Annotated in this window: 22 protein-coding genes; 12 read left to right on the top strand and 10 right to left on the bottom strand. The window is 71.4% G+C overall.

Features of this window, described 5'->3' with window-relative positions; genetic code table 11:
• Nucleotides 1–62 precede the first annotated feature (62 nt).
• A complete protein-coding gene (locus FGD71_RS19095) occupies nt 63–1,211 on the top strand; it encodes a peptidyl-prolyl cis-trans isomerase (protein ID WP_162931171.1) in 1,149 nt (382 codons plus the stop codon).
• Nucleotides 1,208–3,589 (top strand): discoidin domain-containing protein, encoded by a 2,382-nt coding sequence (locus FGD71_RS19090; RefSeq protein WP_140935915.1) that lies wholly within the window; start codon nt 1,208–1,210, stop codon nt 3,587–3,589. The genes FGD71_RS19095 and FGD71_RS19090 overlap by 4 nt, the downstream gene beginning before the upstream one ends.
• Before the next feature lie 112 nt (nt 3,590–3,701).
• Here FGD71_RS19090 and FGD71_RS19085 read toward each other — a convergent pair whose 3' ends face one another.
• Nucleotides 3,702–4,439, bottom strand: coding sequence for a flavodoxin family protein (locus FGD71_RS19085; protein WP_119101666.1), 738 nt, complete (start codon nt 4,437–4,439; stop codon nt 3,702–3,704).
• Between the two features lie 176 nt (nt 4,440–4,615).
• Between FGD71_RS19085 and FGD71_RS19080 the strand changes: the two genes are divergently transcribed.
• Entirely contained in the window at nt 4,616–5,617 is a 1,002-nt protein-coding gene (locus FGD71_RS19080) for an NAD-dependent epimerase/dehydratase family protein (RefSeq protein WP_119101665.1), read from the top strand.
• A gap of 49 nt (nt 5,618–5,666) precedes the next feature.
• Here the strand turns inward: FGD71_RS19080 and FGD71_RS19075 are convergent, their stop codons facing one another.
• Nucleotides 5,667–6,779, bottom strand: coding sequence for a sensor histidine kinase (locus FGD71_RS19075; RefSeq protein ID WP_119101664.1), 1,113 nt, complete (start codon nt 6,777–6,779; stop codon nt 5,667–5,669).
• Between the two features lie 2 nt (nt 6,780–6,781).
• Nucleotides 6,782–7,558 (bottom strand): response regulator transcription factor, encoded by a 777-nt coding sequence (locus FGD71_RS19070; protein ID WP_240436666.1) that lies wholly within the window; start codon nt 7,556–7,558, stop codon nt 6,782–6,784.
• Between the two features lie 124 nt (nt 7,559–7,682).
• On the opposite strand from FGD71_RS19070, the gene FGD71_RS19065 reads away from it, so the two are divergent.
• The 3 genes from FGD71_RS19065 to FGD71_RS19055 are packed head-to-tail and all read left to right on the top strand — an operon-like array spanning nt 7,683 to nt 9,771.
• The gene (locus tag FGD71_RS19065; protein ID WP_119101662.1) at nt 7,683–8,384 is read left to right on the top strand and encodes a glycosyltransferase family 2 protein; all 702 of its coding nucleotides are present in this window, start codon (nt 7,683–7,685) and stop codon (nt 8,382–8,384) included.
• Nucleotides 8,381–8,998 (top strand): TIGR04282 family arsenosugar biosynthesis glycosyltransferase, encoded by a 618-nt coding sequence (locus tag FGD71_RS48970; RefSeq protein WP_119101661.1) that lies wholly within the window; start codon nt 8,381–8,383, stop codon nt 8,996–8,998. The genes FGD71_RS19065 and FGD71_RS48970 overlap by 4 nt, the downstream gene beginning before the upstream one ends.
• The gene (locus tag FGD71_RS19055) at nt 8,995–9,771 is read left to right on the top strand and encodes a methyltransferase domain-containing protein (RefSeq protein ID WP_119101660.1); all 777 of its coding nucleotides are present in this window, start codon (nt 8,995–8,997) and stop codon (nt 9,769–9,771) included. The genes FGD71_RS48970 and FGD71_RS19055 overlap by 4 nt, the downstream gene beginning before the upstream one ends.
• A gap of 328 nt (nt 9,772–10,099) precedes the next feature.
• On the opposite strand, the gene FGD71_RS19045 is transcribed toward FGD71_RS19055, so the two are convergent.
• On the bottom strand, nt 10,100–11,428 hold the full coding sequence (locus FGD71_RS19045) for a molybdopterin-dependent oxidoreductase (protein ID WP_119101711.1): 1,329 nt from the start codon (nt 11,426–11,428) through the stop codon (nt 10,100–10,102).
• 113 nt (nt 11,429–11,541) lie between these two features.
• Between FGD71_RS19045 and FGD71_RS19040 the strand changes: the two genes are divergently transcribed.
• From FGD71_RS19040 to FGD71_RS19025, 5 genes are all read left to right on the top strand, one after another.
• Nucleotides 11,542–12,993: a hypothetical protein gene (locus FGD71_RS19040; protein ID WP_420878321.1), complete on the top strand. Its 1,452-nt coding sequence runs from the start codon at nt 11,542–11,544 to the stop codon at nt 12,991–12,993.
• 80 nt (nt 12,994–13,073) lie between these two features.
• Nucleotides 13,074–14,195 (top strand): DUF1152 domain-containing protein, encoded by a 1,122-nt coding sequence (locus FGD71_RS19035; RefSeq protein WP_119101659.1) that lies wholly within the window; start codon nt 13,074–13,076, stop codon nt 14,193–14,195.
• On the top strand, nt 14,192–14,317 hold the full coding sequence (locus FGD71_RS49695; protein WP_276147148.1) for a hypothetical protein: 126 nt from the start codon (nt 14,192–14,194) through the stop codon (nt 14,315–14,317). Before FGD71_RS19035 ends, FGD71_RS49695 begins: the two co-directional genes overlap by 4 nt.
• A gap of 103 nt (nt 14,318–14,420) precedes the next feature.
• Complete coding sequence (locus tag FGD71_RS19030; protein ID WP_140935914.1) at nt 14,421–14,648, top strand: hypothetical protein; 228 nt, start codon at nt 14,421–14,423, stop codon at nt 14,646–14,648.
• A 302-nt stretch (nt 14,649–14,950) separates the two neighbouring features.
• Complete coding sequence (locus tag FGD71_RS19025; protein WP_240436672.1) at nt 14,951–16,528, top strand: alpha/beta hydrolase; 1,578 nt, start codon at nt 14,951–14,953, stop codon at nt 16,526–16,528.
• Nucleotides 16,529–16,579: 51 nt separating this feature from the next.
• Here FGD71_RS19025 and FGD71_RS19020 read toward each other — a convergent pair whose 3' ends face one another.
• Together FGD71_RS19020 and FGD71_RS19015 are read right to left on the bottom strand one after the other, a co-directional pair.
• Nucleotides 16,580–17,281, bottom strand: a complete 702-nt coding sequence (locus tag FGD71_RS19020; protein WP_119101656.1) for a hypothetical protein — start codon at nt 17,279–17,281, stop codon at nt 16,580–16,582.
• Nucleotides 17,278–18,954, bottom strand: coding sequence for a serine/threonine-protein kinase (locus FGD71_RS19015; protein WP_119101655.1), 1,677 nt, complete (start codon nt 18,952–18,954; stop codon nt 17,278–17,280). The genes FGD71_RS19020 and FGD71_RS19015 overlap by 4 nt, the downstream gene beginning before the upstream one ends.
• 225 nt (nt 18,955–19,179) lie before the next feature.
• Here FGD71_RS19015 and FGD71_RS19010 point away from each other — a divergent pair, with 225 nt between their 5' ends.
• Nucleotides 19,180–19,758 carry an AMIN-like domain-containing (lipo)protein gene (locus FGD71_RS19010; RefSeq protein WP_119101709.1) on the top strand — a complete coding sequence of 193 codons (579 nt, stop codon included), beginning with the start codon at nt 19,180–19,182 and terminating at the stop codon, nt 19,756–19,758.
• A 197-nt stretch (nt 19,759–19,955) separates the two neighbouring features.
• Here the strand turns inward: FGD71_RS19010 and FGD71_RS19005 are convergent, their stop codons facing one another.
• The 4 genes from FGD71_RS19005 to FGD71_RS18990 all read right to left on the bottom strand — a co-directional run bounded on the left by FGD71_RS19005 (nt 19,956) and on the right by FGD71_RS18990 (nt 22,600).
• Entirely contained in the window at nt 19,956–20,672 is a 717-nt protein-coding gene (locus FGD71_RS19005; protein WP_119101654.1) for a GAF and ANTAR domain-containing protein, read from the bottom strand.
• A gap of 103 nt (nt 20,673–20,775) precedes the next feature.
• Nucleotides 20,776–21,564 carry an ANTAR domain-containing protein gene (locus tag FGD71_RS19000; protein ID WP_119101653.1) on the bottom strand — a complete coding sequence of 263 codons (789 nt, stop codon included), beginning with the start codon at nt 21,562–21,564 and terminating at the stop codon, nt 20,776–20,778.
• Complete coding sequence (locus FGD71_RS18995) at nt 21,564–22,163, bottom strand: hypothetical protein (protein ID WP_240436665.1); 600 nt, start codon at nt 22,161–22,163, stop codon at nt 21,564–21,566. Before FGD71_RS18995 ends, FGD71_RS19000 begins: the two co-directional genes overlap by 1 nt.
• A 56-nt stretch (nt 22,164–22,219) precedes the next feature.
• Complete coding sequence (locus tag FGD71_RS18990) at nt 22,220–22,600, bottom strand: STAS domain-containing protein (protein WP_119101652.1); 381 nt, start codon at nt 22,598–22,600, stop codon at nt 22,220–22,222.
• Nucleotides 22,601–22,711: the final 111 nt, after the last annotated feature.

The raw sequence follows: 22,711 nt of genomic DNA, 5'->3' as shown, positions 1-22,711 counted from the left end.
AGGGCACCCTGCCCAGGCCGGGCACCTCACGCAAGCAAGGCACCACGCGTAAGCCGGGCACCATGCGTAAGCCGGGGACCTCACGCAAGCCGGGAACTCCGCGCAAGGCAAGCAGCTCGCGCGGGCCGAACACCTCTGGCGGGCCGGGCACCTCCCGCAGGCCGTCGCGCCGGGCAGTCGTCTGGTTCACCGGTGTGTGCGTCGCCCTCGCCGCGCTGGTGGTCACCGGAGTGACGATGGTCAGCCATCGCACCAGCGAGGCCGAGGTGGCCTCCCTCGACGGACACCCCGTGACCCGCGACGAACTGCTCTTCCACATGCGGCGGCTCGCGCCGACCGTGCAGAACGAGCTGCGCAACAAGTACCACCTGCGGGGCGCGACCGACTGGAACGCGAAGGCCGGCGACAAGACCGCGCTGCAGCGGCTCAAGACCCGTGCGCTCGACGAGATCTGGCGGGACAAGACCACGCTCGTCCTCGCGAAGGAGCACGGGCTCATCGACTCCGTGGACCACGCGGACTTCCTCGCCGAGCTGGCCGAGGAGAACGAGTCCCGTGCCAAGGCCATCGCCGCGGGCCGGACCGTCTACGGCGTCGCGCGGTTCTCCCCCGAGGAGTACTACACGCACCGGCTCACCGAGCTCACCACGAGCCTGAAGAAGCGGCTCAGCGCGGACGCCGGCGACCCGCTCCGGGTCACCGACGCCGATGTCCGGCGCGCGTTCGACGCCGACCGTGACGACTGGAGCGCCAACGCGACCACGTACAGGTACTCGCAGCTCGTCGTGCCGGTGCCCGCCGGCGCTTCCGCGGACTACGCCGCCCGCCTGCAGCGGCGGGTGACCGCCGCCGGGCACCTCGAGGCCGTCGCCGCGGGGGAACCCGGTGCCAAGCTCACGACCGGCACGTACGACGGCAGTGGCTCCACCGGGCTGAACGCCCACGACCAGGACCTCATGGCGGTGCTCGGCAAGCTCAAACCGGGCCGGATCTCCGCCCCCGTCACAGGCACCGGCCAGATCACCTACTACGAGCTCGACGGCAAGAACGTCGACGAGGACAAGGCGTTCGCCGACTACTCCCAGCGGATCCGGCAGTCGCTCGTCGAGGAGAAGTTCAACCAGTACCTCCAGCGCCGGGTCGACACGAGCGACATCGATATCAACGCCTCGGCGGTGGACGCCATCAACGCAGAGGATGTGCAGCAGTGAGACCTGTCCCCCCAAGACCTGCCGATACCGAACCATCCCCCGTCAACGAGGCGGCGCCGACGCTCCGGTGGCCCCCTGCGCGGGCGCTCCGCGCGGTCCTCACCGCCCTGCTCGCCGCGGTGCTCGTCGGATCGTTCGTTCCCGCCGCGCACGCCGCCGCGGCCCCGGACCCCGCTCCCGCCACCGCCGCCGCCACCACGCCGTCCTGGCCGGGCAACGCGCCGAACATGACCGGCGGCACGGACTACTTCATCGACGCCACGAGGGGTCGCGACAACGCGGCCGGGACCTCACCGAAGACCGCCTGGCGCACCCTCGCCAAGGCCAACTCGACGACGTTCGCGCCCGGCGACCGCATCCTGCTCAAGGCCGGTGAGGAGTGGCAGGACGAGCAGCTGTGGCCGAAGGGCTCGGGCAGCGCGGGCAAGCCGATCACCATCTCGGTGTACGGCGACCCGAGCGCCGGCCGGCCGTACATCGCGACGAACGGCAAAGTGCCGAACCCGTTCAACGCCGACGGCACGAAGAATCCCGAAACCGTCGGCATGACCGGCGCCATCGTGCTGCGCAATCAGCAGTACTGGGACATCAACAACGTCGAGCTGTCCAACGACGACGACTTCGCGACCAACATCACCGCGGGGACCTATGTCCGCGACGGAATCATGGTGTCGATCAACGCCGACCTCCTGAAGGCCGGCGAGGACAGCATCATGGACCACTTCCGCATCTCCGACGTGTTCGTCCACAACATCGACGGCCCGAGCTACTGGCAGAAGATCCACTACGGCGCCGTCGACTTCCAGGTCTTCGGCAGCAAGGGCTACAAGGACTACGGCACCGGCGGCTACTACTTCAAGGACGTCCGGATCGAGAACAACACCTTCGAGAACGTTGAACTGCACGCCATCCAGTTCGCGTTCAACTGGTTCTACGACCGCGACGCGGCCTCCGGCCAGTACGACGAGAACGGGAAGTGGCACGAGGGCTGGGAACAGTTGTGGGTGCGCACCCGCGACCTGTACAGCCGCGACGTCTACATCGGCCACAACTACGCCGAGAACATCGGCCAGGGTGCGATCCAGCTCGCCAACACCAAGAACATGAAGGTCGAGTACAACGAGGTCAACGGGTATCTGAAGCGCTACGACGCGGTGTCCTGCGGGCTCTATCTGTGGGCCGGCGCCGACTCGGTCATGCAGTTCAACGAGGTCTACGGCGGCCCGAACAACGAGTACGACGGCACCCCGTGGGACCTCGAGTACACGAACTTCAATGTCACGTACCAGTTCAACTACTCGCACGACAACGCGGCGGGCTGGATGGCCTATATGGGCAACAGCGCCAACTCGGTGGCCCGCTACAACCTGAGCGTCAACGACAACGGTGTGCTCGTGAAGAACATGCTGTCGACGAACTACTCGCCGACGTATTTCACGAACAACACGTTCGTCTACGACGGCGCGGATCTCGACTACGTCCACGACGAGACGTTCCTGAGCCGCGTCTACTTCCTGAACAACATCTTCTACAACACCTCGAAGACGACTGAGACGCCGTGGTACCGCCGGACCGGCGCCCTGCGGCAGGCCGTGTTCTCGAACAACGACTACTACGAGGCCGGCGGCACCCACTCCAGCCAGGAACCGGCCGACCCGAAGGGGCTGCGGGCCGACCCGCGGTTCGTCGGTGACCCGGCGAAGTACGTCACCGGGGCGGGCGTGGACCGGATCCGGAAGGCCGCGGCGCACTTCGCGCTGCGAGACGACTCACCGCTCATCGACGCCGGCCGGTACAACCCGCACCTGGGCACCAAGGACTTCCTCGGCACACACATCTACTACGGCGACGCACCGGAAATGGGCATCGCCGAGAAGCGGGTCGGTACGCAGGTCACCAACCCGGTCGACGACGACCCCATCGAGGAGGAGGCGGACAACCGGGTCGACCTCGCGCTCGGCAAACCGGTCACCGCGAGCTCGACCCACCCGGGGGCGAACGGAACGCTCACCGCGGACAAGTTGACCGACGGCGACCTCACGACCCGCTGGGCCGCGGCCGATGACGCGACCTACCCGATCACGCTCGACATCGACTTCGGCGCGGACACCACCTTCGACGAGGTCTACCTGGACGAGTACACCGACTCGGGCACCAGCCCGCGGGTGCAGTCGTTCGAACTGCAGCGATGGGACACCGGAACCGGCCGATGGGTGACCTTCGCGAGCCGCGACACCGGCATCGGGCACGACCTCACCGTGACCGGCTTCGGAAACGTCACGACCTCCCGGCTCCGGGTGGCGCTGACCGGACAGATCGCGACGGAGCAGTACACGCCGACGATGACGGAGATCGCCGTTTACCACACCACCGCATAGGGACACCGCGTGCGTAGGCACTGTCCACCCGTCCATGGTGGACAGTGCCTACGCACGATCTGCCCGACAGCACGCATCAGGATCCGTCGGACGGCCACCTCTCGGCGGTCTCTCAGCGGTGGTCCGGGTTCGCCGCGTCGGGGCTGCAGCCGGCTTCCCATTCGGAGCGTTGGTTGCCGTGGGCAGGGATGCCGCCCGCGCGCTTGAGCATGGCCGCCAGGTGCATCAGGTTCCAGGTCATGAAGCTGGTGTTGCGGTTGGTGAAGTCGTTCTCGGGGCCGCCCGAGCCCGGGTCGAGATACGAGGGACCGGGTCCCGCCGGGCCGATCCAGCCCGCGTCCGCCTGCGGCGGGATCGTGTAGCCCAGGTGCTGGAGGCTGTAGAGGATGTTCATGGCGCAGTGCTTCACGCCGTCCTCGTTGCCGGTGATGAGACAGCCGCCGGCCTTTCCGTAATAGGCGTACTGCCCTTGGGAGTTGAGAATGCCCGAGCAGCCGTAGAGCCGTTCGACGACCTGCTTCATGACCGAACTGTTGTCACCCAGCCAGATCGGCCCGACGAGTACGAGGATGTCCGCGGCCATCACCTGCTCGTACAGCGCCGGCCAGGCGTCGGTGGCGAAACCGTGCTCGGTCATGTCCGGGTAGACGCCCGGCGCGATGTCATGGTCCACGGCCCGCACCACGTCCGTGGCGACGCCGCGCGCGTCCATGATGGCGCGGCTCTTGTCCAACAGCCCCTGGGTATGGCTGAGCTGCGGTGACGGCTTGAGCGTGCAGTTGATGAAGAGGGCGCGCAGGTCGTCGAAGCGGTACGTGTCGTCGGTGGGCGTGGTGGGCGGGGTCGCCATGGCAGGCTCCTTCACACGTCAGGCCGCGGGGTGCGCGGCCGGCCGGAGTCAACGGCAGGGTCTCGCGCCGCCGGCCGTTTGCCCTCGTTCGACGCACCGGCACGCCGTCTTACGAACCCATGACGTGACGGGCGCGGTCCTGCGATGCGGCGCGGCCGCGGACCTAGGGTCGGCGCATGCGTGTACTGGTCACCGGCGGTGCCGGGTTCATCGGGTCCCATGTGGTCGAGGCGCTGAGGGCGCGCGGTCACGAGCCCGTCGTATTCGACGTGCGCGAGGACACGGGCGCGGACGTCCGGGACCGGGAGGCGGTCGCGCGCGCCCTCACCGGAGTGGACGCCGTGTCCCACCAGGCGGCGATGGTCGGGCTGGGGACGGGCTTCGCGGACGCCGCCGACTACGTGTCGTGCAACGACCTCGGCACCGCCGTGCTGCTCACTGCCATGGCCGACGCGGGGGTGCGGCGGCTCGTGCTCGCCGGGTCGATGGTCGTGTACGGAGAGGGGCGGTACGAGTGTCCGCGCCACAGGGTGGTGCGGCCCGGGCCGCGGGCCGCCGACGACCTGGCCGCGGGGCGGTTCGAGCCCGGGTGCCCGGTGTGCGGGGAGGAGTTGTTCCCCGGGCTGGTGGGCGAGGACGCCCCGGTCGATCCGCGGAACGTGTACGCGACGACCAAGCTCGCCCAGGAACACCTGGCGGCCGCGTGGGCACGGTCCACCAGTGGGTCGGCCGTGTCGTTGCGCTACCACAACGTGTACGGGCCGGGCATGCCGCGCGACACCCCGTACGCCGGGGTCGCCTCCTTCTTCAGGTCCGCGCTCGCGCGCGGCGAGGCCCCGCGCGTCTTCGAGGACGGGCGGCAGCGGCGGGACTTCGTGCACGTACGGGACGTCGCGGCAGCCAACGTCGTGGCACTGGAGGCGGATACGGCCGGGGGCGCGCTCGCCGCGTTCAACACCGGCAGCGGCGAGCCGCACACGGTCGGCGAGATGGCGCGGGCGCTGGCCGCGGCGTACGGCGGCCCTGAGCCCTTGATCACCGGGGAGTACCGTCTGGGGGACGTACGGCACATCACGGCGGACTCGTCGCGGCTGCGGACCGACCTGGGGTGGAAACCGGAGGTCGGGTTCGCGGACGGGATGCGGGAGTTCGCGGGGGCGGAGCTGCGCGAGGGGTGACCCCCGGTTGTTTCCGCCCCGGCCGCCCCCCCTCCTCACATCTCCCTTCTCACACCTCGGCCGCCGGAAGCGTCACCTCGAAGCGGCAGCCGCCGATGACGTTGCGTACGGCGGCCCGCCCCTGATGGGCCTCGACTATGCCGCGGACGATGGCCAGGCCCAGACCCGCGCCCGCCGGAGGCGTACGCGCGTGGGTGCCGCGCCAGCCGGTGTCGAAGACCCGGGGCAGATCCTCCTCGGGGATGCCGCCGCAGCCGTCCGTGACGGACAGGACGATGCCGTCCATGCAGCGCTCGGCGGCGATCGCGACCGTACCGTCGGCCGGCGTGCGCCGGATCGCGTTCACCAGCAGATTGCCCAGCACCCGGCTCATTTCCTTGCCGTCCACCTCCACCGGCACGGGCTCGACGCGGTCGCCGACCAGTCGTACGCCGAGCTCGCGGGCGAGCGGGTCCGCGCCCGCCAGGGCGTCGCCGACGAGGTCGTACAGGGAGATCCGGCTAGGGCTCAGCGCCAGCGCCCCCGCATGGATGCGGGAGAGCTCGAACAGGTCGCCCACCATGTCGTTGAGACGCTCGACCTCGGTGCGGATCTGCTTGAGGTAGCGGCCCGGGTCGGCGGCGACCCCGTCCTCCAGCGCCTCGGACATCGCGCGCAGGCCCGCGAGCGGGGTGCGCAGGTCGTGCGAGATCCAGGCGACGAGTTCGCGCCGGGACGTCTCCAGGGCCCGCTCGCGCTCGCGCGATTCGGAGAGCCGGGCGCTGGTCGCCGCCAGCTCCCGGCTGAGCGCGGCCAGTTCGGCCGTCGCCGGGCCGTCGGGAGCCGCGAAGTCGCCGCCGTCGCCGAAGGAGCGGGCGGCCAGCTGGAGTGCGCGGCTGCGGGCCACCACCCAGCGGCCCAGCAGCAGCGCGGTGGCCAGCGAAACCACGGCGGCCATGGCGACCACGGTGGTCACGACGGTGAGGTCATGGGCGGACAGGAACATCGCCCAGGCGACGACAAGGGTGCCGGCGAGCATCGCGGTCACCGCCACGGCGGCCACCACCGCGAGGGAGGCGGTGAGCGAGCGACGGCGCAGCAGCCACAACGCACCTGCGCCGAGCAGCCCGGCCGCGGCGGCGCCGAGGAAGGCGTACAGGACGATGAGCAGGGTGTCGTTCACGGTCAACCCTCCTCGTTGCCGGGCGTGCCGGCGGGGTCGAAGCGGTAGCCGACCCCCCACACCGTCTGGATCAGGCGGGGCCTGGCCGGGTCGTCCTCGACCTTGCCGCGCAGCCGCCGGACGTGGACGGTGACCGTGGAGAGGTCGCCGAAGTCCCAGCCCCAGACCTCGCGCATCAGCTCCTCCCGGCCGTACGCCCGGCCGGGGTTGCGCAGGAAGAACGCGAGCAGGTCGAACTCCCGGACGGTGAGGGCGAGTCCGGTGCCGTTCTTGGTGGCGCGACGGGCGGCCGGGTCGACGGAGAGTCCCGCCTCGTGCAGGGGCCGTGCGGTGGCGGCGGGCCTGGTGCGGCGCAGGACCGACTCGACGCGCAGGACCAGTTCCCGGGGGCTGAACGGCTTGGTGACGTAGTCGTCCGCGCCCACCTCGAGCCCGAGGATCCGGTCGTCCTCGTCGCCGCGCGCGGTGAGCATGATGACCGGCACCTGCCCGCGGCCCCGCATCCGGCGGCACACCTCGAGCCCGTCCATGCCCGGCAGCATCAGGTCCAGCACCACCAGATCCGGCCAGTGCGCGGCGGCGCGGGCGAGTGCGGCCGGCCCGTCCTCCGCGCGGTCCACGACGTATCCGGCCCGGTCGAGATAGCCGGAGACGACCTCGGCGACGGTGGGGTCGTCGTCCACGACGAGAACGCGGGCCCCGTCGCCGCCGTCGCGACCGGGCTCGCGCGTCACCTGTGGACCCGGTCCGGCACCTGGGCATTCGTACGGCTGCTGCATGCCCCCAGCCTGGCACCGCGCCCGCGTCCCGGCCCCCGTCCAGCGCCTCGGTCTGGCCCAACGTCCGTGTTTCGTAAGGATCTGACGTCCGAAATGCACCTTTCGCGCTCGTAGGGTGAGACCCGTGACGCCCCCATCATCCGAACGACCGCAGGTCGACGTGGTCCTCCCCTGCCTGAACGAGGCCGGCGCCCTTCCCTGGGTGCTCGCCCGCATCCCGCCCGGCTGGCGCGCGCTGGTCGTGGACAACGGCTCGACCGACGGCTCGGCGGACCTCGCCCGCGCACTCGGCGCGACCGTCGTCCACGAGCCGCGCCGCGGTTTCGGCGCCGCCTGCCACGCGGGCCTGGTCGCCGCCACCTCCGACGTCGTGTGCTTCTGCGACTGCGACGCCTCGCTCGACCCGTCGCTGCTGATGCCGTTCGTGCGCGCGGTGCGCGCCGGCGAGGCCGACCTGGTGCTCGGACGGCGCCGGCCGCGGGGCAGGGGCGCCTGGCCGGCACATGCCAGGGCGGGCAATCTCGCGCTCGCCCGGATGCTGCGCCGCCGCACCGGACTGCGCCTGCACGACCTCGGCCCGCTGCGTGCCGCCCGGCGCGAGCCGCTGCTCGGACTCGGCCTCACCGACCGGCGCAGCGGCTATCCCCTGCAGATGGTCGTGCGGGCCGCCGACGCGGGCTGGCGCATCACCGAGCACGACGTGCCCTACCTGCCGCGCAACGGCACCTCCAAGGTGACCGGCACCTGGCGCGGCACCTGGCAGGCGGTGCGGGACATGAGCCGCGTCCTGGCCGAAGCCCCCGGTCGAGAAGGAGTCCCGCATTGACCACCCTGCTCGTCATCGCCAAAGAGCCGCGCCCGGGGCGGGTGAAGACCAGGCTGACACCGCCGTTCACCCCGCGGGAGGCGGCGGCGCTCGCCGAGGCGGCCCTCGCGGACACCCTGCGCGCCGTGGCGGCGGCCCCCGCCTCCCGGCGCGTCCTCGTGCTCGACGGGCGGGCCGGGCCTTGGCTGCCGCCCGGCTTCGACGTCGTACCGCAATGCGCGGGCGGACTGGACGAGCGGCTTGCCGCCGCCTTCGCCGGATGCGACGGCCCGGCCCTGCTCATCGGCATGGACACACCGCAGGTGACGCCGGACCTCCTGACCGTGGACTTCGCCGGGTGCGACGCGTACTTCGGTCCGGCCGAGGACGGCGGCTTCTGGGCCCTGGGGCTGGCCGAGCCGGACCCGGAACTGGTGCGCGGGATCCCCATGTCGACCCCCGCCACCGGCGCCGCGCAGCGCGACCGGCTCGTCGCGGCCGGACTGCGCGTGCGCGATGCGGCGGTCCTGCGGGACGTCGACACCGCCGCCGACGCGGAGGCGGTCGCGGCGTCCTCGCCCCGCGGACGCTTCGCCGAGGAGCTGGCCCGGCTGCGGGCGGTGGCGGGCCGATGAGCACGGTGTCGGAACGTCCCTGGTCCACCGACCCCTACGCCGACGCCCTGCGCACCGGTCGCGGACCGCTCTTCCTGCGCCGCGGCGACGGCTGGCTGCTGCCCCTGGAGGTGGAGCGGTGGTGCGCCCGGGCCGACGCCGTGGACCTGGAAGTCCTGGGGCGCTGCGAGGGAGCCGTCCTCGACGTGGGGTGCGGGCCGGGCCGGCTGGTCACGGAGCTCGCCGCCCGGAGCCGGCTCGCGCTCGGCATCGACGTCAGCGAGGCCGCCGTCGCCCACACCGTACGGCTCGGGGGGCAGGCCCTGCGACGCTCGGTCTTCGAACCGCTGCCCGGTGAGGGCCGTTGGGACACCGCCCTGCTCCTCGACGGAAACCTCGGCATTGGCGGCGACCCGCGCGCCCTGCTCCGCCGACTGGCCGAACTGCTGCTGCCCGGCGGCCTGTTGATCGCCGAGACGGTCCCGGCGGACGTGGACGAGCGCGTGGACGTGCGCCTCGTCCGGGCCGCCGACAACCAAGGTCCCGCCGACGCCACGTTCCCCTGGGCCCGGCTCGGCACCCGGGCGCTGCTGCGGTACGCCGACACACCGGCCTGGCGCGCGGCCGATCAGTGGACGGCCGGCGGCCGGTCCTTCGTCGCCCTGCGCAGCCGCCGCCGCTGCAGCCGCAGCCGCAGCACCATCAGCAGCGCCGAGCCGCCGAACAGCAGGGCCGTGATCAGCAGCCAGCGCGCGAGGAAGCCGTCGGGCGAGAGCCCGGTGAACGACCGGTAGCGGTCCGCCACCCGGCCACTGATCAGCGGGAACCACACGAGCAGGAGCAGCCCGGAGAAGGCCGCCGGCACGCGCACGTACAGGGTCAGCTCCTGGCGGCCGACCGCACCGGCCGCCCGCACGACCGTACGGTCCAGCACCGCGTACAGCGGCAGCAGGACGAGGTCGTGCAGCACCGCCGCGCCCACGAACCACAGCGCCACCCCGAACCAGTCCTCCGCCAGCAACCGCACCCCGGCGTACCCGGCGAGCGCGAACGTGCAGGCGAGGAGCAGTAGTTGGAACGGGCTGCCCACTGCCGCCCGCAGCCTCGCCGGCCCCGTCGGCCTCATCGCAGCTCTCCGAACGTCATCCGGGCCACCCACTTCGTGTTGAGCACACCGGGCACGGCGGGCGCGATGACCCGCGCGGGGTAGCCATGGTCGGGGGTCAGCGGCTCTCCGTTCACGTCCAGGGCCAGCAGGGAGCGTGGGTCACGCACCTGGTTGGCCCGCAGGGCGGCCCGGCGGAAGGCGCCGCGGCGCTGGAGGGACTCCACGAGCACGTCGGGCGCCGCGTCCGCCTCGTATCCGACGAGGGCGGCGAGATCCCGCAGCCGTACGCCCCGCCACCACTGGTCGGAGGTCGACCACCCCTCCACGCAGGCGATGGGCAACGCCGAGCTGTTCAAGGGGAGTCGGAGCAGGTCGGCCCGACTGAGACGTACGGTTCCGCCGGGGCCGGTCACTGCCAGCCGCCACGCCTCCTCGCTCGTCTCCGCCGCGCTGATCCCCCTGGACGCGGCCGTCTTGTTGATCTGGAACCCGGCGGGGCCGCTGCCCGGCTCGGCACCGCCGTGCGGGGCGAGGAGCGCGGTGGCCCGCAGCGGCCCGTCGAAGTTCTGCCCCACCGTCGTGGCGAACAGGAGCAGCGAGCCGCCCCCGACCAGACCCAGCGCACCGCGCCGCGAGACGGTGGGCTCCGCGGGGTTCGGGGACACCAGCGAGGGTTCCGCCGCGGACACCGGCGGGGAAACGGGCGGCGGGCTCGGCGGCGAACCCGTCGCACCCGGCGGAGGAGCCGATGCCCCTTCGCTCCCCCGGAGTCGGCGCAGGTTGCGCACGGCCGTCGGCGCCCTCAGTACGACGTGCGCGACGAACGCGGCGAAGAACACCCAGGCGCCGTAGAAGTGCAGGGGGTAGAAGGAGCCGGGGAAGACGTAGTCGAGCTGGATGTTGAGCACACCGGTGACGAACTCGAACAGAGCGCCGCCGACCAGCAGAAGCAGCGAGAGCCGCTCCAGCGCGTGAGCGAGCGACCGTGCCGGCGGCATCTGGAACAGCCGGGGCACGACCGACCACAGCTTGGCCAGCAGGACGGGGACGAGCGTGATCCCGAGCGTGACGTGGACGCCCTGGTTGAGCCGGTACAGCCAGTACGGGTCGGTCGGCCAGGAGAAGAGGTAGAAGCCGAGGATCCCCTTGTCGGGGGTCTTGTCGTTCACCGGCGACAGGTCCGGGTTGTACGCCGCGTACGACAGCAGCCCCGTCACGAACAGCACCGTGATCCCGGCGAGCAGCACCACCCCGAGCACCGAGGTGAACCAGGGGCCGCGCAGCGGGCTGCGCCAGAACGCCGGGGACGAAGGGGGCGGCCAGCGCCGCGGAGACCGTGCCATGCCCAGACCGTAGGCCCGGCGCACCGGGCGAGCGGGCTCGCGACCCATGACGAAACGCTGACATCCACGCCTGTCGGGGCCGTGATCGGCGCCGACCGGCCTAGCGTTCCCGCGTGACCCGCGATCTCCACAACCCCGACCTGGACAGACCTGGCCGGGACAACCCCGACGAGGACAACCGCGACGAGGACAACCCCGGCGAGGACAACCGCGACCCGGCCAACGGCCATCCCCGCCGCGACCTGTGTGCGGTCGCGGCCGCCGCACTGCTCGTCGCGGCCGCCGCGTTGGCCGGCATCGCCATCAAGCGCGCCGACGACGTCCTCCACGTCGGCTGGCCGCCCCTGTACGCCAACTGGGCGCCGCACACGGGCCCCGGCACCCCGGCCGCGCTCGTCGTCGCGATCGCCGTCGTGGCGTACGGCCCCGGCGTGGCCGCCCGCCTGCCCTGGCGTCCGCTGCTGTGGACCTCCTGGGTCACCGCCATGACCTGGACGTGGTCCCTCGCCCTCATCGACGGCTGGCACCGCGGGATCGCCCGGCGGCTGACGACCAAGTACGAGTACCTGCAGGTCATCGATCGCTTCGAGAACATCCCCGGCACCCTGCGGACCTTCACCGACCACATTCTGCTGGGCTCCCCGGACCACTGGCCTCCCCATGTCGCGGGGCATCCCCCGGCGGCCACCCTCACCTTCGTCCTCCTCGACCGGATCGGCCTGGGTGGCGGGGCGTGGGCCGGTGTCTGGTGCATCGCCGTCGGCGCCGCGGGGTGCGCGGCCGTGCTCGTCACGGTGCGGGCCCTGGCCGGGGAGGGCCTCGCGCGCCGGGCAGCGCCGTTCCTGGTCCTCGCTCCGGCCGCGGTGTGGATGGGCACCTCCGCCGACGCGTACTTCACGGCGGTCGCCGCCTGGTCCGTGGCACTGCTCGCCCTCGCGCTGACAGGGCGAACGGAACTCCGGCGGCGGACGGCGGCGTTCGGCTCGGGGCTGCTGTTCGGCCTGACCTGCTACCTCTCGTACGGGCTCACGCTGTGCGCACTGATCGGGGCGGGCGTGCTGCTGCTGGGCCGGGACCGGATCCGGAACCTCGCCCAGGGACTCCCCGTCCTTCTCGCCCTGCTCGCCGGACTCGCCGTCGTCCCGCTGCTGTTCACCCTCGCCGGATTCGACTGGTGGGAGGCGTACCACCTGCTGGTCCGGCGCTACCACCAGGGCGCCGGCGGCTTCCGTCCGTACGGCTACTGGGTGTGGGCGAACCTCGCGTGCACGGTGCTCGTCGTCGGCCCCGCCACGGTGGCGGGACTGCGACGAGCGGGGGTCACACTGGTCCGCCGACGCACTGGTGTCCGCACAGGTCTCGCCCTGCTCGTCCTGTCCGCCCTGTTGGCTCTGCTCGTGGCGGATCTCTCCGGTATGAGCAAGGCGGAGACGGAGCGCATCTGGCTGCCGTTCGCGGCCTGGCTGCTGCCGGCCTGCGCGTTCCTGCCCCGGCCCCGAGCCTGGCTGGCCGCACAGGCCCTTCTCGCCCTCCTCGTCAACCACCTGCTGCTGACCGGCTGGTGAGTTCGAGCGAAATGTGGGCGGACAGTGCGTGGAGGAAGTCGGTCGCGGCAGCCACCGGCATGGGACCGTAGGCTGATCGCATGACGAGGTTGATCGTCGCGGCAGGAGGAGGGGGCGACGCGGTCGCCGCCGCAATGCTTCACGCCGCCCTCTACGGCGACGACGACCAGGCGATGATCCTCACCTACGCGTGGGACCGCCTCCTCATCGACCCGGTACCGGGCCCGCGCGGACCGGCCGACTTCACCGGCCTCGAACAGCTCACCCCAGCCGTCCGGGCAGTGTCGGCCGAGGCCCGCCCTATCGCCCCGGCAAGGTCCACCCTCCCCCGCCTCGCAGCGGAACTCCCCCACACCTTCGCCCTGATCGATCCGCACCACGGCGCCGAGGGCATCACCCGCCAACTCGAAGAGCTGGTGGGCCACTTGGCACCGGAGTCGATCGATCTTCTGGACGTGGGCGGCGACATCCTCGCGCGGGGCGACGAACCAACCCTCAAGAGCCCACTCGCCGACGCCGTCACGCTCGCCGCGTGCTGCCAGGTGAACGCACCCGTCCGCCTCCTGGTCGCAGGCCCCGGCCTGGACGGCGACATCCCGTCGGACGCCCTGCGCGGCATGCTCGGCCCGCTCGTCCACACCTTCACCGCGCAGGACGTGGAGCCGGTCAGCTCGGTCCTGGAGTGGCACCCGTCGGAGGCCGCCGGGATGCTCGCGGCGACGGCCCGAGGCGTACGCGGCACCTGCGAGATGCGAGACGCCGAGCGCCCCGTACCCCTCACCGACGAAGGCCCCACGGTCCACGAAGTCGACTTGGACGAGGCGGTCAGCCGCAATCAGTTGGCCCGCGCCGTCATGGCAACGGAAACGCTGGCCGAGGTGGAGGCACACAGCCGCGAGATCTGCGGCTCCTCGGAGATCGACTACGAACGCGACAAGGCCGCCTCGCTCAAGGAACAGCCACCGGTCAGGCTCGACCCCGAGACCGTGCTGCTCCAACTCGACCGGTTCGAGGCCAAAGCCCGCAGCCGGGGAGTCACCCACGCGACGTTCCGCCGCATCATCGAGGCGCTGAACCTCGACGGCTCCCTGCGCGAGGACCTGCACCAACTGCTCCTCCGCAGCCGCCCGGAGCGGTACGCCGCACCACTGTGGAGCATCCCTGCCAGTGGTACGACGGCTTGTGAGGAACCGACACCATGAGCGCGTTCAGCAGCGACCTCGGTCTGAGCGTGCTGTCTCCCGATGACGCCGAGCAGGTGGCCCAAGCTCTTCAACGGGCCGCGCAACAGGGGCGCAGGATCGCAGCGGACACACGACATTAGAGCGCGGCATGCGCAACTCAGGCTCAACTGAGCGGCCGCCTTCCACAGGGGGCCATGTGCTCGGGCAGCAGGGTTGGTTGGCCGCTATTCGACCACCAAGACCGTGCTGGCCCGCAACCAGATCTGGCTGGAGATCCCAGGCGCCGGGCCGGGGACCGTGCAGGACACGCTGCTCAAGAACTGCAAGGTCGTCGTCCACCGCATCATGGCGGGCGGTAAGGCTCCCACGGGTTTCTACTCGGCTCCCGAGGAGTGGTATCACGGCTGCACCGACGCCCTGGCCGAGTGGTTCGCCGAGCGCGACGCGACCAGTAGCCACAGCCGGCGTTGACGTACCCGCCGTTCATGCACAGGACACTGACGAACTCTTCCGGCTTGCGGGCCAGTACGTAGGCGAAGCTTGCGGCGAGTTCACGGAGACCTCTGTGGCTTTTCCCTCTCGGGTGAGCTAGACATTCCCTCATCTCACCTTCACCAGTGGGTTATTGACGACACATCAGCCCCAGGGGGAAACGCGCAGTGACTACGCCAGATCACGTCTCCGGTTCCCGGGCGCGGAGAGCCTTCCCGCGTCTGAGGATCGCCGGAGCCGCAGCAATCGCCCTCGTCGTCGCCGGGACGGGGGCCCAGGCGATGGCCGCTCAGACGACCGGCACGACGCAGACGGCCCAGGCGGCCCAGACGAGCCGGACGGCCTCGCAGGAGGCGCCGTCGGTTCCGTCCCTCGTCTGGTCCGACTGTCAGGGCGGCTTCGAGTGCGCGAGCGCCGAGGTCCCGCTGGACTACCGTGCACCGCAGGGCCGCACGATCTCCCTGGCGGTGATCCGCAAGAAGGCCGTGGACCAGGCGAAGCGGAAGGGCACCCTCTTCCTGCAGCCCGGAGGGCCGGGCAACTCCGGTGTGGACTTCGTCCGCAACAACTACGCGGACCTGCCGGCCGCCCTCCGCGATTCGTTCGACGTCTTCGGATACGACGTACGCGGCGTCGGGCGCAGTTCGGCGCTCCAGTGCTGGGACGACCAGCGGTACACCCAGGCCGTCACCCAGGCCAAGGGCGTCCCCGGCCCGGACGCCTTCGGTCCGGCCCTGCGCGAGGCCGCCGAGTTCAACCAGGCCTGCGTGGACAACTCGGGCGATCTCCTGCCGTACGTCGGCACCGAGTACGTCGCCCGCGACATCGACCTGCTGCGCCAGGCGCTGGGGGAAGACAAACTCACTTACTACGGGCGGTCGTTCGGCACCTACATCGGCACCGTCTACGCCGCCCTCTTCCCGGAGCGGGTGCGCGCCCTGGCCCTCGACGGAGCGTACGACCCGGTGCACTACGCGAACCAGCCGTACGCCTATGACCGGCCCCAATACCTGGCTCTGGACGGCGCGATGAGCCGCTTCCTCGACTGGTGCGCCGCCGACCGGGCCACCTGCGGGTTCGGCGACGGCGCCCCCCGGGCGGCGTTCGAAAAGCTCAAGGCCGAGCTGGACGCCAATCCGGTGCCGACCGCGAACGGCGGGCGAGCAAACGGGTACACCCTCGTCTACCGACTGATGTTCAACATCAACGAGGGCAAGGTCATCTGGCCCTCGCTCGGCGAGGCCCTGCGCAAGGCCCAGCAGCGCGACAACACCTCCTTCCTGCTCCGGCCGCCGTCCCCGGCCAGCTTCGACTTCCTGGGCCCGAACGTGGTGGTCGAATGCGTCGACCGGGACTACCCGCGTGACCCGGGCCGTCTGGAGCGGAACGTCACCGCCAATGCCATGGCGGCGCCGCTGCTCGGCCCGGCGATGGCGTACGGCCCGCCGACCTACGACCACCAGCACGCCACGGCCTGCACCCAGTGGCCCGGCGAACGCGTCAGCCGCTACGACGGCTCCTACCGCGCGAAGGGCTCCGCGCCGATCCTCGTCGTCGGCACCACCGGCGACCCGGACACTCCGTATCGGGACGCGGTGGCCCTGTCCCGGCGGCTCGACAACGCCTCGCTGCTCACGTTCAGGGCCGAGGGGCACACCGCCTTCGGCAGGAGTGTCTGCGCGACGGACGCGGTCACGGGCTATCTGGTGGACCTGAAGGTCCCGGCGTCGGGCACGACCTGCGCGGACGAGAGCCAGCCGCCCTCCTCCACGCCCACGGTGGCGCCGCCCGGCACGACGCTCGGTGAACTCCGTAACGGCGTCAACGAGCGCCTCGACCGCATCGGCGCCCTGCGCTGACCCTGTGCGGGCCGACTGCCCGTGACCGCCGGTTCGGCCTGACCGCGGCGGTCAGGGGCAGTGGTACGTGAGCTGTGTGGTGACCGTGCGGTGGGTGGGGGAAAGGAGGCGCAGCTCGGCCCGCGCCGTGTAGTGGCCTTTGCCCTGGAAGGTCCACCGAAGGTGCAGACGTGCCTGTCCCTGGTCCCGGACCACCACTTCGCGCAGGACTCCCGAGGCGGTTCCGTCGCTTCGGATCCAGCGGTAGGAGAACGTGCCCGGCCGGCCGTTCGTGGCGACGACGCCGACGATGTCCGCGGTGTCGTCGCACCCCAGAACCGCCGGCCGAGCCGTGACCTCCACCGTGCGCAGCGCGACGGACGGCCCCAGGCGCTGCCAGGCGAGGAACGCGATGACACAGATCAGCACCAGCGCCGGCAGAGCGTGTCTGCGCAGACGCCGGCGCGGGGGCGCGACGGGCGGTGGCACGGCGGGCAGCGTCCCGTGGGTACGGTGCACGACGGCGGCGGTCACGCCCGGGCCGAAGCGCAGCACGGTGCCTTCGACGCGATCCGGCCGCGTCGGCGTCGTCGGCGTCGTCGGCGTCGTCGGCCCTACGAAAGGCGCCCCCAGGAGAGGCGTCCCTACGACGGTGGTGGTGTCGTTCGGCTCGGGCCTCTGGATCCAGTGGCTGGCCAGCACGGTGGCGCTGTACTCGGCGTCGGCGGAGCCGGGTTCGTCATCCGGGGCGCGGCGGTCGTTCCGATCGGTCATCTGAGCTCACACTGCCTGGTCAGAAGCTGCTGCGAGGCGCCGCCGTCGGCGGATGCCGGAGTGGTCGTGGCCCGCACCGCCCAGTAGCAGCCGTTGCCCTGGAAGGTGTGGTCGACGGTGAGCGTGTACTGGGTGGCGCCGCTGCGCTCGAAGGTCTGGGACGCACCGTCCGGGGTGCCGAGCTGTCCCTTGGTGTCGCCCGTGAACCACGAGACGGTGAGGGAGAACGGCCCGGTGCCGTCCGTGGTGATGGCAAGGGTTGCCGTGGCGGTCGTGGGACCCGTCTGCCGGAAGCCCGACACCGCGATGTCCTTGACCGCGGGAGCGGCCGGCGAGGTGGGGGAAGCGGTCGTCGGCGTCGGCTCTGCGGTCGCCCCGCCGGGCGTCGTCGTCTCCTCGGCCGGAGCCGTGGTGGCGGACGCCGAGGGCTCGCCCGTACCGGCGGTCGCCGAGCCCGAGTCCGACGGGCCGGCTGACACGGTGGACGTCGGGGGCGGGGACGAGCCGGCCGACGCGGACGGATCGGACGGATCGGCCGGAGCGGTGAGCCCGTCCGGCTCCACGCCGGGCTGGGCGCTCGTGGTGGCCAGGGCCTGCCCCGCCTGCTGCGGAGCCGCTCCCGGGGTGTGCTGGATGCCGTAGGACAGCAGGACGCCCAGGAGCACGGCCGCACCGGACACGAGCATCCCCAGGCGGCCGGGCCGCCACGACGCCCAGCCGGGGTCCGGTTCGGGTTCCGGTTGCCGGCTCAGGACCGTGCGTGCGGTGTCCGTCGTGGTCCGCGGGGCGCCGCGGGCCGAGGGCAACAGCAGCGGCAGCAGTGCCACCAGGGCGGCGAGCCGCCCGCGGCCGCGTTCCTCCCAGTCGGGCCCGTACGAGACGCCCGCGGCCGCCTCCAGCTCCGTGACGAACGCCTCGGCGTGGGTGGGCCGTTCGTCCGGATTCTTGGCCAGACCGCGCCGCACCAGCTCCCGCACCGCCTCGGGAACCTCCTCGGGGATCTCTTCGACGGGGATGGGCGCATCGACGTGCCGCAGCGCGAGTTCGGCGAGATGGTCACCCGAGTACGGCTTGTGGCCCGTCAGGCACTCGAAGAACGTGGCCGTGGCCGCGTACACGTCGGCGGCGGGGGAGGCGGGCGCGCCGGTCCACTGCTCCGGGGCCATGTACGAGGGGGTTCCCGCGATGCCGACGCTGGTGCCGGCGTCCACCGCGATCCCGAAGTCGACGAGCTTGGACGATCCGTCCGGCACGACCAGGACGTTCTCCGGCTTGTAGTCGCGGTGGACGACGCCGATGCGGTGCGCGTCGGCCAGACCGAGCAACGATCCCTTGAGGACCACGAGCGCGGCCTCGGGATCGAGCGGGCCCTGTCTGGCCAGCAGGGCCCGCAACGAGACACCGTCCACCAGCTCCATCACGATGGCGGCGCCGTCCGGGCTCTCGACGTACTCGTACAGCAGGGCGACGTACGGACTCTCCAGTCCGCCGAGCAGCCGCGCCTCCGCCCTGAAGTCGTGCACGAAGCCCGGTCGAGTGCGCAGTGACTCGCTGAGGTACTTCACCGCGACCGCGACGCCGGTCTCCTCGTGCACGGCGAGTACGACCCGCCCGCTTGCCCCTGATCCGAGCTCCAGCGACTCGGTGTATCCGGGCACTGTCCATGTGCTCATTTGCCCCCCAGGCCGCCGAGCCGCCGGAACCTCACCGGCTCCGGAGCTTCGGACCACGCTTTGGGGGACACATTTTCGGCCACATCGGTTGCGGTGCGCCACTGGTGGGGCGAACCGTGTTTTTCCGCATGCCCCGAAGCCAACTCGTAACCGGAACGGGTACAACCTTCCGCCATACCCGCCCATCTCACCCAACAGAAGCGTTACGCAACCAAGGGGGACATGATGCGACGAATCGGAGCGGCAGCGGCGGCACTCGTCCTGGCGGGCACCGTACTGGGAGCGGGGGCGACCACAGCGGGCGCGGCCCCGGCGACCACCTCACGCGCCACGACCTGCCCGACGGGCTGGGGCAGCGGCGCCAAGGGCGGTGTCGCCGCCGGCGCCGTTCCGCTGAAGGACATCAGGACCGGCCGGCACGACTGCTTCGACCGGATGGTGTTCGACGTCCCCGGCGGCGGCGGTGACATCGGCTACTACGTCAGGTACGTCGACCGGCTTTACCAGGACGGTTCGGGTCGCTACATCCCGGTCGCCGGCGGGGCCGTACTCGAGATCCGTGTCGCCGCGCCGAGTTACGAGCCGGACAGCGGCGCACCCGCGTACCCGGGACGGGTGGCCCGCCCCCTGCCCGGTGTGGACATCGGCGGATACCGCACCTTCAGGGACACCCGGTTCGCCGGCAGCTTCGAGGGCGAGACACAGGTCGGTCTCGGTGTCCGCGCCCGCCTGCCGTTCCGGGTGATCCAGCTGCCCGACCGCCTGGTGGTGGACGTGGCCCACAGCTGGACGAGCGCCCGCTGACCGGACCGCCTCGCACCCCGGCTTCCCTGCCGTGCCGGTGGTGGTCCGCCGGACACCTTCGGCCCTGAGAATCCCTCGTGACGGAGGAGCATTTCGGTCATATTATGACAAGTGGGTCAGTGCACTCTCATGTGCAATGGCCCGGAAGGGCGGCCCCGGTGTGTCTGCGCCGGGGCCGTTGTACCAGCGGTTCTGTGTCAGGTATTCAGGCCCGGGAGCGGTTCGGCGCCCTCGATGAAGGCGTGGGCCAGGTCGGCGAGGCGGCGGTTGTGGGCGCGTGCGTAATCGCGCAGGGCGGTGAAGGCCTGTTCCATGTCGACCCCCTGGCGTTCGGCGAGCTTTCCCTTGGCCTGTTCGATCAGTACGCGGCTGTTCAGGGCCGTCTGGAGCTGTTCGTTGAGGACGGTGCTGCGGTGCGCTGAGCGCTGTTGCAGCAGGCTGATGGTGGCGACGTCGGCCAGGGCCTGGGCGAGGGGCGTGGCGGCCGGGTCGAAGGGGCCCGGGGCGGCGCGGAAGAGGTTCAGTGCGCCGACGACCTCGTTCCGCAGACGCATCGGCAGCGCCTGGACCGCTCCGAAGCCACAGAGGCGGGCTGCCTCGGCGAAGTGCGGCCACCGGTCGGCCTGCGTGCGCAGATCGGGCACCGTCACCGGTGCGCCCGTGCGGAAGCACTCCAGACAGGGGCCTTCGTCGCTCTGCAACTGGAAGAGCTCCAGGAGACGCACCTGTTCGTCGGAGGCGGCCATGACACGGAGCTCGCCGTTCCGGTCGGCAAGGAGTACCCCGGCCGCGCTCGCGTCGAGCATGCTCACGCAGCGGTCGGTCAGCAGGCGCAGGAAGTCGATCAGGTCGAAGTCAGCGACCAGGTTGTCGGCCAACTCGACGAATGTTCTGGCGAGGAGCTGCTCATCCATGGTGCACACCCTCTGTCGGGACCAGTCTCGCCGGGAAGGAGCGCTAAGTACAGGGCGGTTGAGGGTTGAGGGTTGGCAACTGCTCGCCGCGGAAGGCCACTCGTCAGCCCTCTTCGGCTCCACCTTCCCCCGGCCCCGGGTCCGGGTCCGGGTCCGGGTCCGGGTCCGGGGGAAGGCGGAGCCGGTGGGCCACCACGTCGGCCGCGACATCGGCGAGACGGCGTCCGTACGCGTAGGCGTAGGCACGCAGCCGTACCAGGGCTTCCTCGATACCGACGCCGAGTTGGACGGTGAGCATGCCGGTGGCCTGGTCGATCTCGGCGCGGTAGCCGCCCAGGTCCTCGACATGCCCGTCCCGCGGCGGCCCTTCGGCGGGGAAGGCGTCCGGTTCCTCGAGCCGGCTGTCGAGCAGTACCAGAGTGGCGGCATCCGCGAAGGCCAGTGCGTCCGCCAGCTCTTCGGCGTCCAGTTCGACGGGGGCATCCGCGTACAGGGCGAGGACTCCGGGGCTGATCGCCCCGATCTGCAGGGGCAGGGCGAAGACCGCGGCGGCTCCGGCCTCGATGGCGGATATCGCGAACACGGGCCAGCGGGCTCGCACTTCATCGGTGCGCAGATCGGGCGTCAGCACCGCGAGGCGGAACGCGAAGGCATCGATGCACGGCCCCTCGCCGAGCGTGAGCTGCAGCTCTTCCATCTGTTCGCTGACGACGTCGGTGCTGCACAAGGGATGACAGGCCGTGGTGTCCGACATCGCCGACACGCCGGCCCCGCCGACCGGCAGCGCGGCCACCGCCGCGGTGCACACGTCCACCACGCCGACCCGCGCGCCCCGCCTGGCCGCCTGCTCGGCCACCAGCAGCGTGATCCGGGCCGACCGCCCGGCGTTCATCAGTCGTGCCGTTGGGTGCGGTTGTCGTGGCCGAGCCCGTCCGGACGGGCCGCCGTGCGCGGTCCGAGGGGAAGGACCAGGGCCCGCAGCACCGCGGGGCCCGACGGCCTGCGGACCTCACCGATGTCCTGCCACCCCCAGAACAGGAAGGCGGCGAGACTTGCGGAGTCGGCCTGATCCACCAGCGTGGCGCCGAGCGAGGCGTGCTGGTCGGCGAGCAGCCGTTGCTGCAGCCGCCGGGCGAGGTCCTGGTTCTGCGCATGCGGGTGCACCACGATCTCGGTGATCGCGAAGACATGTCCCGACACTGTGAGCTGTTCGATGCTCTGTGGCAGGGTTCCGTCGAACCCCCGCCACCACGTCCCCTCGCGCCGAACGGGGAATCCGAAGGCACATCCCGCGAACGCCGTGTCCTCCGCGATCAGCAGGGCGAACCCGGGCCGCCGAATGTCGCCGGTGAGCCGCCGCAGAAATGCCTCCCTGCCCCGGTACTCCTCACCGGACTCCGCTTGGGAGGACTCCACGTACAGATCGGCCAGGTCCTCCCGCAGTCCCTCGGCCTGCCAGCGGTTCAGTCGGCGCAGGCGCACCGTCTCCATGCCGGAAGGCGCGTCTCCCTCACCCTGCGGCGGCTGCCCCCGCCGGGGCGATGCCGTCACAGCGCACCATCCGTGACGGCGGGAATCGGATGCGATGGTCCCCCATCGGCCTGCGGCTCGTGGAACGGGAAGAGCAGGAAGCCGGATCCGGTCATCTCGATGATGCGAGCCATCATCTGTGACGGATAGCGCAGTTGCAGGGTCGTTCCGGACTCGCCGGCGAGCCGGGATGCCGTAAGGAAGGCGTTGAGTCCGCTCGCGTCGCAGAAGGTGACCGCGGTGAGGTCGACATCGATGGCGCGGATGCCGTCGCGCAGGCACTCCGCCAGCGATGCGCGCACCAGCGGCGCGGTGTCCACGTCGATCTCTCCCGCCAGGGCGATCAGAGCACGGGTGTTCCGGTCGTGCCGGTAGATGCTCAGCTGTGGAAGGGCCATGACGCCTCGGTTCACGAAACCCGCCGGACAGCTTCACGCGTCGGCGGACTGCCGACCTGACGTGACGCATGACCGAAGCGGATACACAAGGTGATGGGGGACGACCCGACC

Origin of the sequence: Streptomyces sporangiiformans (assembly GCF_005768555.2) — a bacterium.
Taxonomy (GTDB): domain Bacteria; phylum Actinomycetota; class Actinomycetes; order Streptomycetales; family Streptomycetaceae; genus Streptomyces; species Streptomyces sporangiiformans.
Note: the sequence above shows the minus strand (reverse complement) of the source record. Positions and strands in the feature narration are given on the sequence as shown.

Coding starts and splice junctions, on each gene's coding strand:
- FGD71_RS19025 (WP_240436672.1), top strand. CDS start 14,951: ATGGCCGCTCAGACGACCGGCACGACGCAGACGGCCCAGGCGGCCCAG.
- FGD71_RS19010 (WP_119101709.1), top strand. CDS start 19,180: ATGCGACGAATCGGAGCGGCAGCGGCGGCACTCGTCCTGGCGGGCACC.
- FGD71_RS19045 (WP_119101711.1), bottom strand. CDS start 11,428: ATGGCACGGTCTCCGCGGCGCTGGCCGCCCCCTTCGTCCCCGGCGTTC.
- FGD71_RS19020 (WP_119101656.1), bottom strand. CDS start 17,281: ATGACCGATCGGAACGACCGCCGCGCCCCGGATGACGAACCCGGCTCC.
- FGD71_RS19080 (WP_119101665.1), top strand. CDS start 4,616: ATGCGTGTACTGGTCACCGGCGGTGCCGGGTTCATCGGGTCCCATGTG.
- FGD71_RS19035 (WP_119101659.1), top strand. CDS start 13,074: ATGACGAGGTTGATCGTCGCGGCAGGAGGAGGGGGCGACGCGGTCGCC.
- FGD71_RS19000 (WP_119101653.1), bottom strand. CDS start 21,564: ATGAACGCCGGGCGGTCGGCCCGGATCACGCTGCTGGTGGCCGAGCAG.
- FGD71_RS19015 (WP_119101655.1), bottom strand. CDS start 18,954: ATGAGCACATGGACAGTGCCCGGATACACCGAGTCGCTGGAGCTCGGA.
- FGD71_RS19070 (WP_240436666.1), bottom strand. CDS start 7,558: ATGCAGCAGCCGTACGAATGCCCAGGTGCCGGACCGGGTCCACAGGTG.
- FGD71_RS19085 (WP_119101666.1), bottom strand. CDS start 4,439: ATGGCGACCCCGCCCACCACGCCCACCGACGACACGTACCGCTTCGAC.
- FGD71_RS49695 (WP_276147148.1), top strand. CDS start 14,192: ATGAGCGCGTTCAGCAGCGACCTCGGTCTGAGCGTGCTGTCTCCCGAT.
- FGD71_RS18995 (WP_240436665.1), bottom strand. CDS start 22,163: ATGGAGACGGTGCGCCTGCGCCGACTGAACCGCTGGCAGGCCGAGGGA.
- FGD71_RS19055 (WP_119101660.1), top strand. CDS start 8,995: ATGAGCACGGTGTCGGAACGTCCCTGGTCCACCGACCCCTACGCCGAC.
- FGD71_RS19095 (WP_162931171.1), top strand. CDS start 63: ATGCGTAAGCCGGGGACCTCACGCAAGCCGGGAACTCCGCGCAAGGCA.
- FGD71_RS18990 (WP_119101652.1), bottom strand. CDS start 22,600: ATGGCCCTTCCACAGCTGAGCATCTACCGGCACGACCGGAACACCCGT.
- FGD71_RS19005 (WP_119101654.1), bottom strand. CDS start 20,672: ATGGATGAGCAGCTCCTCGCCAGAACATTCGTCGAGTTGGCCGACAAC.